Origin of the sequence: Falsihalocynthiibacter sp. CO-5D18, from assembly GCF_041205445.1 — a bacterium.
GTDB classification, from domain to species: Bacteria; Pseudomonadota; Alphaproteobacteria; order Rhodobacterales; family Rhodobacteraceae; genus Falsihalocynthiibacter; species Falsihalocynthiibacter arcticus.
Genome location: NZ_JBGFCF010000001.1, coordinates 480,949 through 496,179, shown reverse-complemented (window position 1 = coordinate 496,179; position 15,231 = coordinate 480,949). Strand labels below are relative to the sequence as shown.

Here is a 15,231-nt window from a genome sequence, read left to right as displayed (position 1 = left end):
GAGGCCAACATGCCCATCACCGTCGGACACGATTCCTCAAAGACCCGCAAAACACTCACTGTGGGCGACAAGAGCATTTCCTACTATTCCATCCCAGCCGCCCAAGCCGCAGGCCTTGGCGATTTCTCCAAATTGCCAGCCGCGCTGAAAGTTGTTCTTGAGAACATGCTGCGCTTTGAAGATGGCAAAACCGTCTCGGTTGACGACATCAAAGCTTTCGCCGAATGGGGTGCCAACGGTGGCAAGAACCCCCGCGAAATCGCCTACCGCCCTGCCCGCGTTTTGATGCAAGATTTCACCGGCGTTCCTGCCGTGGTTGACCTTGCCGCGATGCGCGACGGGATTGTCGCCCTCGGTGGTGACCCTGAGAAAATCAACCCGCTCAACCCCGTTGATCTGGTGATTGACCACTCCGTGATGATCGACGAATTTGGCAACCCACGTGCGTTCCAAATGAACGTCGACCGCGAATATGAACGCAACATGGAGCGCTATACCTTCCTGAAATGGGGCCAATCCGCCTTTAACAACTTCCGCGTTGTTCCTCCAGGGACAGGCATCTGTCACCAAGTGAACCTTGAGTATCTCTCGCAAACTGTTTGGACGGACACCGACCAAAATGGCGACGAAGTTGCTTACCCCGACACGCTCGTCGGCACAGATTCCCACACAACTATGGTCAACGGTCTGGCTGTTCTTGGTTGGGGCGTTGGTGGCATTGAAGCCGAAGCGGCGATGCTCGGCCAGCCAATTTCGATGCTCATCCCAGAAGTTGTTGGCTTTGAGCTGACAGGCGCGATGGTCGAAGGTACAACCGGCACCGACCTTGTGCTCAAAGTTGTCGAACTGCTGCGTGCCAAAGGCGTTGTTAGCAAATTCGTCGAATTCTATGGCGCGGGTCTTGATCACCTGCCCCTCGCTGACCGCGCGACAATCGCCAACATGGCGCCAGAATACGGCGCAACATGTGGCTTCTTCCCAATCGATGACGAAACGCTCCGTTACCTGCGTGTTTCTGGCCGCGACGAAGACCGGATTGCCCTCGTAGAAGCCTATGCCAAAGAGAACGGCTTCTGGCGCGACGCGGATTATTCCCCGATCTACACAGACACATTGTCCCTCGATATGGGCACAATCGTTCCTGCGATTTCCGGTCCAAAACGCCCACAAGACTTCGTGGCACTGACAGATGGCAAAACCGAATTCCGTCGCGAAATGGAAGAGACCTTCAAACGTCCAATGGGCAAAGAAGTGGTTGTCACAGGCGAAGATTACACCATGGAATCGGGCAAGGTTGTGATCGCCTCGATCACCTCCTGTACCAACACTTCCAACCCCTACGTGATGATCGGTGCAGGCCTCGTTGCACGCAAAGCACGCGCTTTGGGTCTTAACCGCCAGCCTTGGGTCAAAACGTCCCTCGCGCCCGGTTCGCAAGTTGTTTCTGCCTACTTAGAGGCGGCTGACCTGCAAGAAGACTTCGACGCGCTAGGTTTCAACCTCGTCGGTTACGGCTGCACAACCTGCATCGGTAACTCCGGACCGATCCAAGCGGAAATCTCTGCCGCCATCGCCGAAGGCGACCTCGTGGCAACCTCCGTTCTGTCTGGTAACCGCAACTTTGAGGGCCGTATTTCCCCCGACGTGCGCGCCAACTATCTGGCCTCGCCGCCCCTCGTTGTGGCCTATGCCATCGCCGGAACCTTGGACATTAACCTTGCAGCAGACGTGCTTGGCCAAGACCAAAACGGCGACGATGTCTACCTAAAAGACATCTGGCCATCGACCCAGGAAATCGCGGATTTGGTTGAAAAAACCGTGACCCGCGAAGCCTTCCAAAGCAAATATGCCGACGTCTTCAAAGGCGACGAAAAATGGCAGGGCGTCAAGACCACAGATAGCGTCACCTACGACTGGCCCCCAACCTCGACCTACGTGCAAAACCCGCCGTATTTCCAAGGCATGAGCCCCGAACCCGGTGTGATCACCAACATCCACGACGCCAAAGTTCTGGCCGTTTTGGGCGATATGATCACCACCGACCACATCTCTCCAGCGGGTGGTTTCGCGACCACAAGCCCTGCGGGTAAGTATCTGATCGAGCGCCAAGTCGCCCCACGGGAGTTCAACTCCTACGGCTCGCGCCGCGGCAACCACGAGATCATGATGCGCGGCACTTTCGCCAACATCCGCATCAAAAACGAGATGCTGCACAACGTTGAAGGCGGCTATACCAACGGTCCCGACGGCAAAGAAACCTCGATCTACGACGCGTCCATGGCTTACCAAGATGCCGGAACACCGCTCGTTGTCTTTGGCGGCGAACAATACGGTGCTGGCTCTTCGCGTGACTGGGCGGCCAAAGGAACGGCCCTCCTCGGCGTCAAAGCTGTGATTGCGGAAAGTTTTGAACGTATTCACCGTTCCAACCTCGTTGGCTTCGGCGTGATCCCGTTCGAATTTACAGGTGGCGATACGCGCAAAACGCTTGGCCTCACTGGCGAAGAAACGGTCTCAATCAGCGGTTTGGACAGCATTAAGCCCCTCCAAGAGGTGCCCTGCACGATCACGATGGCGGACGGTTCCGTCAAAGCGATCATGCTCAAGTGCCGGATCGACACTGCGATTGAAGTTGAGTACGTCGAACACGGCGGCGTGTTGCACTATGTGCTGCGCAACCTTGCTAAGTCCTAAGTTTCAAAGGCTTAACGACCGAATCTAGACAACTTAAGCGCCTCGCAGGTTTTGCGGGGCGCCTTTTTACATCTTAAAGGCGAAAGTGCCCTTTGTTGGAAACAGTGAAATTCCCAAGAGACCGCCTATGGAGCCATTGGCGTTCTAGCCTTGTTAATAAATAGATGCGACAGTCTAGGTATGAAAATTTCCAAGATAAAATTGATTCCCTTAGGACTGCCATTTTCGTGGCCATTGCTCGAAACAGCCGGATTTCTATTATTAATTTTTCTGACGCACGCCCCTCACTAGGGTTGCCGAGCGTTCTCGGGCCTCCCCCCTTAAGGGGTGGCCTCTTCTATGGCGGGAAGGATCGTTTCCTTCATCACGCGCTGGGTAATCGGGCCAGCAAACCGTAAAATCACCTCGCCGTCGCCATCGATCACGAAGGTTTCCGGAACCCCGTATACCCCCCAATCACGCCCCGTGCGCCCCGTATCATCCGCGCTAATTGTCGCAAAGGGATCGCCAAGCTCCGCTAGGAATTTTGCGGCGGCCTCTGGTTTGTCTTTGTAGTTCAAGCCGTGGATTGTAACGCCCGATTGCGCCATCTCCTCAAGCTGCGGATGTTCCGCGCGGCACGGCACGCACCAACTGGCCCAGAAATTCACCAGCTTTACACCTGGCAGCGCGAGGGTCTCGACGGAGAGCACGTCGCTGCCTTCAAACGAGGAAAGCGTTAACACGGGCACCTCTTTGCCAATAAGAACGCTTGGCAAAGCACTCGGGTCCTCGCGGTACATGCCAACATAGAAAACGGCCGCTAACCCCGCAAAAAGGAGGGGGGGGACAACGGCCCAAGGTGATATTCTAGCCATTTTCATTCCCGTTTTTAAGCGCTTCACGCCGATTTTCAACTTCACGCAGCGCATCCGCAACGCGGCGGCTTTTCACCACGGTCATGGCAATCAACACCGCCAATAAAACCGCCGTGGCGGCATAGGCCGCCATGACTTCACTCGCATATTTTCCAAGTTCTGGCATCATACCGAACGCTCCCTTGCCAGCAACGCATTCAACCGCCGCACACGAATTTCGGTCCGTGTACGCATCAAAACAAGCGCCACAAACAAGAGGATAAAACCGGCCATACAAAGGTACAGCGGATAGGCAAAAACATCAGAGACATTCTCTTCTTTGTCCAACGACAAGCTCGCCCCTTGATGCAGGCCTTGGTTCCAAAACAGCACCGCATAGCGCGACAAAAGCGCGAAAACAGATCCGACAAGGCACAAAACGGCCGTTAAATCGGCAGCGGTATCAGGATTGTCGATGGCTTCCCAAAGGGCCACATAGCCAAGGTAAAACAGCAGCAAGATAAGGAAAGACGTCAAACGCGGATCCCATTCCCACGCGGTCCCCCACATCGGTTGCCCCCAAATCGCGCCCGTAATCAGCGCAATCAGCGTCATGACAATGCCGATCGGTGCCGCCGCTTTGGCCGCCAGCGCACTCACATGGTGCCGCCGCACCAGCCAGATCAAACTCGTAACCAACATCATCAACCACGCATTGATCGCCATAAGCGCCGCTGGCACGTGCAAAAACATGATTTTCACCGTCGCGCCTTGGCGATAATCTTCAGGCGTAAAGAAGAACCCCCAAACAAGACCGCCGACCAACGTCACGACCGCAAGCGCAATCACCCACGGCAAGATAGTGCCGGAGGTTACCATGAATTTTCGCGGATTTGCATATTCCCAAAGTGACATGGCCGGACCCTAAATTGAGTTAAACATTTGCGCAATCACCCTACACGGGTTTGTGTTAACGCAGGTTGATACGGATTGCCGCAGCCGAGGCAAAAGGCAGGATTGCCAAGGACGCAAGCGTGATGGCCGCGAGCAAAAGCAGAGGCGTTTGTACCTCCATGCCACTCGCTCCACGGCGCAGAGTTTCTGCCCCAAAAATCAACGTCGGCACATACATCGGCAACACCAGAATCGACAACAGCAACCCACCGCGTTTCAACCCCACCGTCAGCGCCGCGCCAAACGTGCCGATCACCGAAAGCGCAGGTGTGCCAATCGCCAGCGTCGCCACCAACCACACAAATGCCTCCGGCGTCATATTCAAAAGCACCGCCAAAACAGGCGCAACCAGCGTCAGCGGCACCCCCGTCGTCACCCAATGCGCCATGGCTTTTACCGCCACAACCCCTTCAAGCGGCAGGGGCGATGTCGCCATAAGATCAAGCGAGCCATCCTCGTAATCGAGCGCAAAAAGGCGATCAAGCGACAGAAGGCATGCCAAAAGCGCCCCGACCCACAAAACCCCCGGCGCGATCACCCGCAGCACACTGGTCTGCGGTCCCACCCCGAATGGAATCAACACTACCACGATCAAAAAGAACGCAAGCCCAAGCCCAAAGCCGCCCCCAGACCGCACCGCAAGGCGAATATCCCGCCAGAAAAGCGCCCTCACAGGAAAGCCTCATCAAAATCTGCGTCGCTCATGCGGGCCGCCTTAAACGGCGCAAGTTCAAGGGTTTGCGCGTCAAAACCAAGGTCGATATGGGTTGCAATCACCGCCGCGCCGCCCTGCGCCAGATGGCTTTGCACCGCCTGTGCAAAAAGCGCCGTGCTGTCACGATCCAGCGAGATTGTCGGCTCATCCATCACCCAGATCGGCCGCCCCGTCACCAGCATCCGCGCCAGCCCTAACCGCCGTTTTTGTCCCGCTGACAACGTATGCGCGGGGCGATCTCGCAAATCTAGCAGGTTCATCTGCTCAAGGGCCGCGTCAATCTCCACCGTGCCAAAAACACGCGCCCAAAACCACAGGTTCTCGGCCACAGTCAACGTCGGTTTCACCCCATCTGCGTGCGAGGCATAGGCGATCCCCTCTGGCCAATGCGCGCCCGAAATCGCCCCCGTCACGGCGGGTTGCAACCCCGCCAACGTGCGCAAAAGCGTCGTCTTCCCGATCCCATTAGGACCGCGCAAGAAAACGGCCTGACCCGCGTCCAGCGCAAAGGAAACCCCCGCCAAGACCGCGACGCCGCCGCGCTGCACTGTAAGATTTTCAACCTGCAATATCATAGGGAAAGGCCTAGACTATTGCGCCCAACAAAGGCAAGGAATTCAGACAGGCAAGGCCGCAAGCCCAATGCGCCGCCCCTCGCTCAAAAGCACATTATACGTCCGACAGGCCGTGGGCGTCGCCATCAGTTCCACGCCAATGCCAGCCCCCTCAAGGGCGGCGCGCACACCCGCAGGAAGCGCGGCAATCTCGGCCCCAACGCCCACAAACAATACGTCCAAATCATCGGCAGCCTTGAGCAGCGGCGCAAGGTCATCAAACCCTTGCCATTCAACAACACCGCTCGGCATCAAGGCCATAGGCCCTGTATGAACCTCACCCAAAATGCGGAAAAACCCGGGGCCGTAACCGTCCACAGGAACCACATCACCATATGTTACTTCGGTAAATTTCATAACGTGTTTTTACCCCTAATTCGTAAGTCCGACAAGTCTGGAGACCGCCAAGGCAAAAAAAATGCCAGCCCGTTATGGGCCAGCACTGTGTTTTAAGCTTCCGCTTGTTCTGCGGCGGGATCACCTTGTTCTTTTGACCAATCGCGTGTCACACCAAGGCGCAACAGGATCGCGGAGGCCACGAAAATCGAGCTATATGTCCCGACTACAACGCCCCAAATCATCGCGAAAACAAACCCGCGGATCACGTCGCCACCCAAGATAAACAGGGCAATAAGCGCGATTAATGTGGTTACCGATGTCATCACGGTACGGCTCAAGGTTTCGTTGATTGACTGGTTCAAAACGTCCCGCAAGGGGCGTGTTTTATAGCGGCGCAAGTTCTCGCGCACGCGGTCAAACACAACCACTGTGTCGTTGAGAGAATACCCTACGATGGTCAAAAGGGCCGCAATAATCGCCAAATCAAACCGGATTTGCACAAGGCTAAACACCCCGATCGTCAGCACCACATCGTGGACAAGCGCCACCACGGCTCCAACCGAAAACTGCCATTCAAACCGCAGCCAGATGTAAAACAACACCGCCGCCATCGCCGCCACAATCGCAAGAACCGCCGTTTGCACCAACTCGCCCGAGACCTTCGGGCCTACCGAATTGACCTCTGGAAACGTCAGGGTGCTGTCGGTCGCAAGAAGCGCCTCTTTCACCGATGTGATCATGTCGATGGACACGCTTTCCGCGCCCTCTTGCGCTTGGATGCGGATTTGTGCCGCATTCAAATCGGCATTGGTTGGATCAAAGATTTCCGTGATCGAAACGTCGCCCAAATTGAGCGGCGTAAGGGCGTCCCGATAGGCGCCCACGTCCACCGAAATATCGGAATCCGTGCGGATGGTTGTGCCACCCTTAAAGTCGATTCCGAAGTTCAGACCCATGGTGAAGAACAAGATAACCGACACCACCACCGCGAGCGCCGAGGCGCCCAAAGTGATTTTGGTGGTCGAAAAGAAATCCCAATTGCTTTCCGAAGGAACAAGTTTCAAACGCATCTTTATACCTCGATCGTTTTGGGACGTGTACGTTCAAACCATATCACGATGATCAAACGGGTCACGAAAATGGCCGTAAAGACCGATGTGATAATGCCAATACCCAGCGTAATCGCGAAGCCTTTGACGGGGCCAGAGCCCATGGCAAACAGGATAAACGCCGTAATCAGTGTGGTGACGTTCGCGTCGATAATCGCACTCAGCGCTTTTTCATAGCCAAGTTCAATCGCCCGCACAGGCCCGCGCGCCGCCTTGAGTTCCTCGCGAATTCGCTCAAAAATCAACACGTTGGCATCAACCGCCATACCAATCGTCAAAACGATCCCCGCAATCCCGGGAAGGGTCAGCGTCGCGCCAAAGACGCTCAGAATACCGAAAATAAGCCCGACGTTGATGATCAGCGCGATATTGGCAAACAGGCCAAACATTCCATACGATAGCATCATAAAGATCAGCACACCCGCAAAGGCGATGATGCAAGCAATCCGCCCCGCATCAATACTGTCTTGGCCTAATTCTGGCCCAACGGTGCGTTCTTCGAGGAACGTCATCTTGGCTGGCAACGCCCCCGCCCGCAGCAAAATCGCCAGATGCGTGGTTTCGGCAATATCAAAGTTCCCCGTGATAATCCCCGATCCACCTGGAATGTGGCTTTGGATGGTCGGCGCCGAGATCACCTCGTTATCGAGGACAATCGCAAACGGCGACCCGATGTTTTCCAGCGTATAATCGCCAAATTTGCGCGACCCAGACCCGTTGAACGTAAAGCTCACGGCGGGACGGCCATTTTGGTCAAAACTCGGTTGCGCATTGGTCAGGTCTTCACCCGTCACAACAGCCGTTTTCTCGACAATGTAATAGACACCCTCTTCGTCAACCGACTTAAGGACTTCGTTGCGCGAATCCGTCCGTGCATCGGCGCTTGTTGCGCGCCCAGTCACAGGTTTGAATTCCAACTTCGCGGTCGAACCGATCAGTGTTTTCAACTCTTCCGCCGAACCAATTCCGGGCACCTGAATAAGGATACGATCCTCGCCAATGCTCTGAATTGTCGGCTCGCGCGTGCCTGCCGCATCCACACGGTTGCGCACGATTTCAAGCGATGTTGCCATGGTCCGCAAATCGGTTGCCACACGTTCGGCCTCCGACAGCTTCACAACAATAACGTCGCCTTCACCCGTCACTTCCAGATCGGTGTGGCCGATACTTGTAAGGCTTACAACGGGTTGCGCCAATGTCCGCACAATCTCAATCGCCCGTTGCAATCCGGCGGGCGTGTTGATCTGAACGTGTAATTCGCCCTCGGGCGCGTCTTTTACCTGACGCACACCGCCAACAACATCGCTCTCAACCCGCAACGCATCCCGCACATCGGGCCACATGCCCTCCATCCGCGACGCGTAAACTTCCGCGAGGTTCACTTGCGCCAGCAAATGCGCCCCGCCGCGAAGATCAAGCCCCAGATTGACCAGATTTGACGGCAGATAATCAGGCCAAAGCGCCGCTTCTGCCTGATTTTCGGGTGTATTAAACCCAGCCTCAATCGCCGCAACGGCGTCGTTGTGGCGCTCTACCCGTGGGTAAAACACATTGGGAAGCGCAAGGACCACACCAAGGGCAACGAGTCCCCAAATGGTAATCCGCTTCCATAAAGCGATACTCAGCATCTTTTCCGCCTGTTCTTAGACAATCGTATTAGGATATTGTTTTTGTTGATTATTTAGCTGGTTCTGTCTTGTTCAAAACCTGCGCGATCGTCGATTGAACCACGCGCACTTTTACGCCCTCGGCCAATTCAACTTCAACTTCATTGTTATCTTTAACCTTGGAAACCTTGCCGATCAAACCGCCCTGTGTGACCACTTGGTCGCCACGGTGCAGCGCCGCAACCATCGCTTTGTGCTCTTTGAGCTTCTTTTGCTGGGGGCGGATCATCAGGAAATACATGATGGCGAAAATCGCGATGAGGGGCACAAATTGCAAGATAGCACTGGAAGAGCCACCAGCGGCTTGGGCATATGCAGGGGTCACGAACATTTGGTCGTCCTTTTCTTGGGTTTAGTGGTGCATTTGCACCGTATTGGCTGGCGGGCACCCTAAAGGCGCGTTTACAGAATCACAAGCTAAACACCCGACCCCACAGGACATATGCAGCCTGTTGTCCCAATGCCAGTGCAGCGCTAACACTATTGCAACTGAATTGAGGTCTTAATGCGTGATTCTGAGAACAACCCGAATATCCTTCAAGCCCTTTGGCTGCGCCTAAAACGCGTGGGTTCGTCGATCGCGACCTATAAACCGGGCATCTTTGTAAAAGTTGTGATGACTTTTTTAGTATGCTGGTATTTCTATCGGAACTCGCAATCAATTTGGAGCCCCAAACTGGAAAGCCTAGACCCAGACATTCGAAGACTGGGCTACGTTGAACTCTGTGTCTACACCGCCAGTCCTGTCCTATCTTGGCTAGTGTTGCGCCTCTTTGATCTGATCCCAAATCCCTTTGAACGATTTGCGAAATCCCGCAAAACCAAAGGTTCCCCTCCCAAATAAAACACGCTAAAAGCCCCCAAGATCACCCCACATGAAGGACACATCCCATGCACGACATTCGCCAAATCCGCGAAAATCCCGCCGCTTTTGATGCCGCTATGGCACGTCGGGGCCTGTCGTCTTTGTCCTCCGAAATCCTCGCCGTTGATACCGCCCGCCGTGAGAAGATCATGGCCGCCGAAGAGGCCCTCGCGACCCGCAACAAGGCCAGCAAGGAAGTCGGCGCGGCCAAGGCCCGTGGCGACGACGCCGAATTTGAACGCCTCCGCGCGCTGGTCTCCGAGAAAAAGGCCGAAATTGCCACCCTCGAAGAAGAATCCAAGATTGAGGACGCCCGCCTGCGCGACATGTTGATGGTCATCCCCAATATCGTGGCCGACGATGTGCCCGAGGGCGCGGACGAGAACGAAAACCAAGAAATGCATACATGGGGCACCCTCCCCACCTATGATTTCACGCCCAAGGAACACTTCGAGTTGTCCGGCACCGCGGCCTCCCTCGATTTCGAAACCGCTGGCAAAATCTCGGGCGCGCGTTTCGTGATGCTCAAAGGTGCCGTCGCCCGCGTCCACCGCGCCCTTGCCCAATTCATGCTCGACACCCATGTCGATGAAAACGGCCTGACCGAAATCAACCCGCCCGTTTTGGTCCGCGACGAAGCCATGACAGGCACCGATAAATTGCCCAAATTCGGCGAGGACAGCTACCAGACAACCAACGGCTGGTGGCTCGTCCCAACCGCCGAAGTCCCCCTCACCTATAGCGTCGCCGAAGGCACCCTCGCCGCCGAAGACCTGCCCCGCCGCATGGTCGCCCACACGTTGTGTTTCCGCTCCGAAGCAGGCTCCGCAGGCCGCGATACTTCGGGCATGTTGCGCCAGCACCAGTTCGAAAAAGTCGAGATGGTCTCGATCATGCATCCCGACGAGTCGGACGCAGAACTTGAGCGCATGACAAAATGCGCCGAGGGCATCCTAGAAAAACTCGCGTTGCCCTATCGCACCGTCAAACTCTGCACAGGCGACATCGGATTTGGCGCAAAACGCACCTATGACATTGAGGTGTGGCTCCCCGGTCAAAACGCCTACCGCGAGATCAGTTCCTGCTCCACCACAGGCGACTTCCAAGCCCGCCGCATGAACGCCCGCTTCAAGCCAGCGGATGGCGGCAAACCCGAATTCGTCCACACGCTCAATGGCTCCGGCCTCGCCGTCGGACGCTGCCTGATCGCGGTCCTAGAAAACGGCCAACAAGCCGACGGCTCCGTCACCCTCCCCGCCGTTTTGCACTCCTACCTTGGCGGCAAAACCCGCATCACCTCCGAGGGCGCTTTGGCCTAAGCCACTTGCGACAAGACACGAAAAAGGGGCCCGTTGAGACCCCTTTTTTTATTCCAGAATGTTTAAACTTTTTAAAAAGTGCCTCTCAGAGGTTTTAAACTTTTTAAAAAACGCCCTACCAAGTCTTCTTAGCGGTCGGTTTCCCAAGGTGCTTGCGCAAACGCGACGGCGTCGACTTCTTCTTATCTTTAAACGGATTCTGCGACGCCTGACTGCGCATATGCAACCTAATCGGAGTCCCGGGCATTTCAAAGTCGAGCCGCAATCCATTGACAAGATACCGAGAATAACTTTCGGGCAATTTTTCCGGCAAGCTACACATCACCACAAACCCCGGTGGGCGTGTTTTTACCTGTGTCATATAGCGTAATTTGATCCGACGACCCGACGGTGCGGGCGGCGGATGCGCCTCAACCATCGCCATCAACCAGCGGTTCAAATGACTTGTCGTAATCCGTGTGTTCCAAACATCATGGGCCTTCATGATCGCTTCGTGCAGACGGTCCATGCCCTTGCCGGTTTTGGCCGAAATTGTCACCATCGGCACGCCGCGCAATTGCGGTAGGTGCAATTCAAGGCTTTCACGTAACTGCTTGAGTTTAGCCTGTTTATCCGGTTCCGTATCCCATTTATTAACCGCGATAACAACCGCGCGCCCCTCGCGTTCCACAAGGTCAGCAAGCTTCAGGTCTTGGGTTTCAAACGGGATTTCAACATCCAGCAAAACCACCACAACTTCGGCAAATTTAACGGCGCGAATACCGTCGGAAACCGAGAGTTTCTCAAGCTTTTCCTGCACCTTAGCGCGTTTGCGCATGCCTGCGGTATCAAACACGCGCACAGGCGTGCCTTCCCAAACGGTCTGCACCGAGATCGCATCGCGCGTGATCCCCGCTTCTGGACCAACAAGCATCCGCTCCTCGCCCAAGAGTTGGTTCACAAGGGTGGATTTCCCCGCATTGGGACGCCCACAAATTGCGATTTGCAGCGGCTGTTCTTTTGTGGGAACGCGGGGACCTTCTTCTTCGTCATCATCCGATACGTCAACATCGACTTCTGGCTCGGCCGAATAGGTCTTGGCGGCAAGTTCCTCGGAAATCGGCAGCAACATCGAATACAAATCCGACATGCCTTCGCCGTGTTCACCAGATAGCCGAAGAGGCTCGCCAAGGCCCAAAGAATAGGCCTCGAGCACGCCCCCTTCGGCGGCGTTTCCCTCGGCCTTATTCGCGGCAACAATAACATGCGCGTTCTTTTTGCGCAGGATTTCGGCGAAAACACGGTCGGTTGAGGTCACGCCAACCCGCGCATCAATCACGAACAGACAGATGTCAGCCATACTGACGGCACGTTCAGTGAGCGCACGCATGCGTCCCTGAAGGCTCTCGTCCGTGGCTTCTTCAAGGCCCGCCGTATCAATGACGGTGAAATTCAAGTCGCCAAGCCGCGCGGCACCTTCGCGCAGGTCTCGTGTGACGCCCGGTTGGTCATCCACCAACGCAAGACGTTTACCGACCAAACGGTTAAACAAAGTGGATTTGCCCACATTCGGGCGGCCCACGATGGCAAGGGTAAAGCTCATTTTATGCTCCAATGCACGGATCAGGCGCGTCCGTAACATGATTTGCGCAGGAACGGAAAGCCCCTGCGTAAAGAATTCCTAAGATATCGGGGTGCCGCACCTAGCGATAGGCGCGCAAAGCCCCATCGCCGGTGACGATATAGAGTGTGTTGTTGACGACGATTGGCGCTGTGGTTGCCCCTTCAGGCAGCGGGACCGTCGATAAAAGCTGGCCGTTTTGCGGATCAAAGGAGCGTAGCACGCCATCGCTCGACCCCACCCAAAGGCGTCCGCCCGCAAGGACAGGGCCGTAATGGGCATAGATTGTTTTGCGTTTCTTGATCTTTTCCTCAACAAAATAAGGCAGATCAACTTTCCACAAGGTTTCGCCCGTCGCCGCACTCAAACGCACGAGGGCGGATTGATCGTTGACCAGAAACACCGAGTTGCCCTCAGGCCAAACGGGACCATAAGCCCCCTCTTGCGCGGTCCAAACGACATCGCCGTTGGCGCGGTTGAATTTAATCGTGCGCCCAGAAGCATTCCCCGCATAGACCGTATTGCCAAGGATCACAGGCTCGCTGGTGATATCAGTGATGCCCGCGTAGGCCGAGTCGACGCGACGGCCAGAAATCGTCGTGCTCCACAGACGGACGCCGCCTTGCGGGAAGGTGGCGATCATTTCGCCCGTGCTGAACGGGAAAATCGCGACATCATTAGTTGCCGCTGGGGCCGCGCCGCCAATGATGCCGGAATCGCTTGGCGCGTTGGCCAATTGCCATTTAACGCGCCCGTCGCTCAGATTGACCGCCCAAGCCACATTGTTGCGCGAAATGGCATAGACCAAGCCGTTATAGATTGTCGGAGGGCTTGCGATATTTGCATCCACCCGTTGCGCCCAGACTTCGCCACCGGTTTTCACATCCAGTGCCACCATCTCGCCAAATCCCGTCGTGGCGACCAAGATGTCACCCGAAATCGCCAGGCCGCCGCCGGAAACATCCTCTGGCGAATCTGTGATCGGCGTGAGGTTGCGCTTCCATAGGAGCGCGCCGCTAGTGTTATGCGCCATGACCAGTGATTGGCTGTCCATGGTGAAAATACGGCCGTCTTTGGCGACGGGGGTGGTTGAAATCCGGTACTTGCGACTGTCACCCTCGCCGATATCCACACTCCAAAGGGGGCGGATGGTTTGGGCCAAGGCGGGGTGGTCAATGTGGTGTTGTGGGGACCCGTTGGAATGGGTCCACGCGCTGTTGGTCACGGGGCGACGTGCGGAAAAGCTGGGCGCTGGCGGAAGCGTGACTTCGGCGCGGGTTTCGACAACCATTGCCGTCAAAGGCTCTTGGGCACCAAAAGGCGCGCGCAAACCAATCCGCTCGCCCGGAAGAATAACTTCATCCTTGGCACAGGCCGCCAACAAAGCAACCACAGCAAGCCCCGCAAAAAGATGCGCGGCCTTTTTGAGTCCGAACCGTGAGGGCGCGAAAACAGAAGTTGTTTTGGCGGACTCGAGTGCAAATTTCGGTAGCACTGGGTTCATGTTAAGCTCCACTCAAATTCCTCGTCCCTAGTTCACGGCGCAAATAGGCCATTCTCAAGCGGTGACGCGTTTTCTCTAGCCTGTCGCCGTTTTCACGCCCAGAACCAATTTCCATTGCTCCACACGTTGACGCAAACTCGACGTCAGTTCGGCATCTTGAGAAATGGCGTTCAAACGCGCGATCGCCGCGTCCTTGTCATCCATTTCGACCTCAATAAGGGCCACTTGCTCTTCGGCCAACAGGCGGAACGCGCTGCCTGGAACGATGAGAGCCTCAAAAGCCGCTTTGCGATCCGCAGCAGGAACGCCCGCACCCAAAAGCAATGCCGCCTTGAAACCTGCAAGGTCCCGATAGACCTGCGCAGACTCGGGGCTCGCTTTGATGACATCAAGGGCTGCAATGGCGGCATCTGAGCCTTCACTGCCCAAAGATTCTTCACCACTTTGCAAAAACGCGAGAATGACGTTAGCCTGTGGGGAAGGCGCTTGGATGACCGCAAGTTCGGTGACTCGGGCTGCGGATTCATTGTTGAGCATCGCGGTAATCACTTCGTCGCCAAAGCTCTCGGCTGACGCTTGGGCTGAGGCGCGTCTCGCCTCATTAACGGCGGTTCCCCCAACCAAAAGCAAAACGAGCGCACCTGCGACCCACCCGTATTTACGCATATATCCGAAGAGTCGATCCTGACGGACCTCTTCACTTACCTCGTCAATAAAACTGTCTGTATCGCTCACGTCGTTCTCCTGCCCGTCTGCCCACCCGTCTGTGCGGGGGCATTTCGTCTTCCCGAATGCGTCCGGTATGCCCCCTCATACCCCGAAGCGGAACGCCTTGCCAAGACCCGCCGCGTCGCTCTTTATAAATGCACGGGCTTGGTTGGGAATATCTGGGCGGTTCGATGCAACATTTTCCCCCAGCAATCATTTCTTCATCACTTGCAATCATTGTGCCGCATAAATAAACTAAACCGAACAGTTCAGGTAAATTGACGTTAGATTTCAGTTGTAATCTAAC

General features: G+C 55.7%; 15 protein-coding genes. 3 read left to right on the top strand and 12 right to left on the bottom strand.

The annotated features are described in order from the left end of the window. Positions 1 to 9: 9 nt before the first annotated feature. On the top strand, positions 10 to 2,694 hold the full coding sequence (gene acnA, locus AB9F27_RS02325; RefSeq protein WP_335584835.1) for an aconitate hydratase AcnA: 2,685 nt from the start codon (positions 10 to 12) through the stop codon (positions 2,692 to 2,694). Positions 2,695 to 3,014: 320 nt separating this feature from the next. On the opposite strand, the gene AB9F27_RS02320 is transcribed toward acnA, so the two are convergent. From AB9F27_RS02320 to yajC, 9 genes are all read right to left on the bottom strand, one after another. After that, positions 3,015 to 3,551, bottom strand: coding sequence for a DsbE family thiol:disulfide interchange protein (locus AB9F27_RS02320; protein WP_335584834.1), 537 nt, complete (start codon positions 3,549 to 3,551; stop codon positions 3,015 to 3,017). Further along, on the bottom strand, positions 3,544 to 3,720 hold the full coding sequence (gene ccmD, locus AB9F27_RS02315) for a heme exporter protein CcmD (protein ID WP_179946740.1): 177 nt from the start codon (positions 3,718 to 3,720) through the stop codon (positions 3,544 to 3,546). The genes AB9F27_RS02320 and ccmD overlap by 8 nt, the downstream gene beginning before the upstream one ends. Beyond that, on the bottom strand, positions 3,717 to 4,445 hold the full coding sequence (locus tag AB9F27_RS02310; protein WP_335584833.1) for a heme ABC transporter permease: 729 nt from the start codon (positions 4,443 to 4,445) through the stop codon (positions 3,717 to 3,719). Before AB9F27_RS02310 ends, ccmD begins: the two co-directional genes overlap by 4 nt. Before the next feature lie 55 nt (positions 4,446 to 4,500). Next, positions 4,501 to 5,157, bottom strand: a complete 657-nt coding sequence (ccmB, locus tag AB9F27_RS02305; protein WP_039001272.1) for a heme exporter protein CcmB — start codon at positions 5,155 to 5,157, stop codon at positions 4,501 to 4,503. Next, a complete protein-coding gene (gene ccmA, locus AB9F27_RS02300; RefSeq protein WP_369757502.1) occupies positions 5,154 to 5,774 on the bottom strand; it encodes a heme ABC exporter ATP-binding protein CcmA in 621 nt (206 codons plus the stop codon). The genes ccmB and ccmA overlap by 4 nt, the downstream gene beginning before the upstream one ends. Positions 5,775 to 5,816: 42 nt before the next feature. Further along, on the bottom strand, positions 5,817 to 6,170 hold the full coding sequence (locus AB9F27_RS02295; RefSeq protein ID WP_039001270.1) for an Mth938-like domain-containing protein: 354 nt from the start codon (positions 6,168 to 6,170) through the stop codon (positions 5,817 to 5,819). Positions 6,171 to 6,262: 92 nt separating this feature from the next. Beyond that, positions 6,263 to 7,222: a protein translocase subunit SecF gene (secF, locus tag AB9F27_RS02290; protein WP_335584831.1), complete on the bottom strand. Its 960-nt coding sequence runs from the start codon at positions 7,220 to 7,222 to the stop codon at positions 6,263 to 6,265. Positions 7,223 to 7,224: 2 nt separating this feature from the next. Further along, on the bottom strand, positions 7,225 to 8,889 hold the full coding sequence (secD, locus tag AB9F27_RS02285; protein WP_335584830.1) for a protein translocase subunit SecD: 1,665 nt from the start codon (positions 8,887 to 8,889) through the stop codon (positions 7,225 to 7,227). 49 nt (positions 8,890 to 8,938) lie between these two features. After that, positions 8,939 to 9,259, bottom strand: coding sequence for a preprotein translocase subunit YajC (yajC, locus tag AB9F27_RS02280; protein ID WP_052274717.1), 321 nt, complete (start codon positions 9,257 to 9,259; stop codon positions 8,939 to 8,941). 174 nt (positions 9,260 to 9,433) lie between these two features. Here yajC and AB9F27_RS02275 point away from each other — a divergent pair, with 174 nt between their 5' ends. Both AB9F27_RS02275 and serS read left to right on the top strand, forming a co-directional pair. Then, entirely contained in the window at positions 9,434 to 9,772 is a 339-nt protein-coding gene (locus AB9F27_RS02275) for a hypothetical protein (protein WP_335584829.1), read from the top strand. 47 nt (positions 9,773 to 9,819) lie between these two features. Continuing rightward, a complete protein-coding gene (gene serS / locus AB9F27_RS02270) occupies positions 9,820 to 11,112 on the top strand; it encodes a serine--tRNA ligase (protein WP_335584828.1) in 1,293 nt (430 codons plus the stop codon). Between the two features lie 115 nt (positions 11,113 to 11,227). Here serS and der read toward each other — a convergent pair whose 3' ends face one another. From der to AB9F27_RS02255, 3 genes are all read right to left on the bottom strand, one after another. After that, the gene (gene der, locus AB9F27_RS02265; protein ID WP_335584827.1) at positions 11,228 to 12,694 is read right to left on the bottom strand and encodes a ribosome biogenesis GTPase Der; all 1,467 of its coding nucleotides are present in this window, start codon (positions 12,692 to 12,694) and stop codon (positions 11,228 to 11,230) included. Positions 12,695 to 12,794: 100 nt separating this feature from the next. Then, positions 12,795 to 14,216, bottom strand: coding sequence for a PQQ-binding-like beta-propeller repeat protein (locus AB9F27_RS02260; RefSeq protein ID WP_335584826.1), 1,422 nt, complete (start codon positions 14,214 to 14,216; stop codon positions 12,795 to 12,797). A 75-nt stretch (positions 14,217 to 14,291) separates the two neighbouring features. After that, positions 14,292 to 14,951, bottom strand: a complete 660-nt coding sequence (locus AB9F27_RS02255) for a hypothetical protein (RefSeq protein WP_335584825.1) — start codon at positions 14,949 to 14,951, stop codon at positions 14,292 to 14,294. Between the last annotated feature and the right edge of the window lie 280 nt (positions 14,952 to 15,231).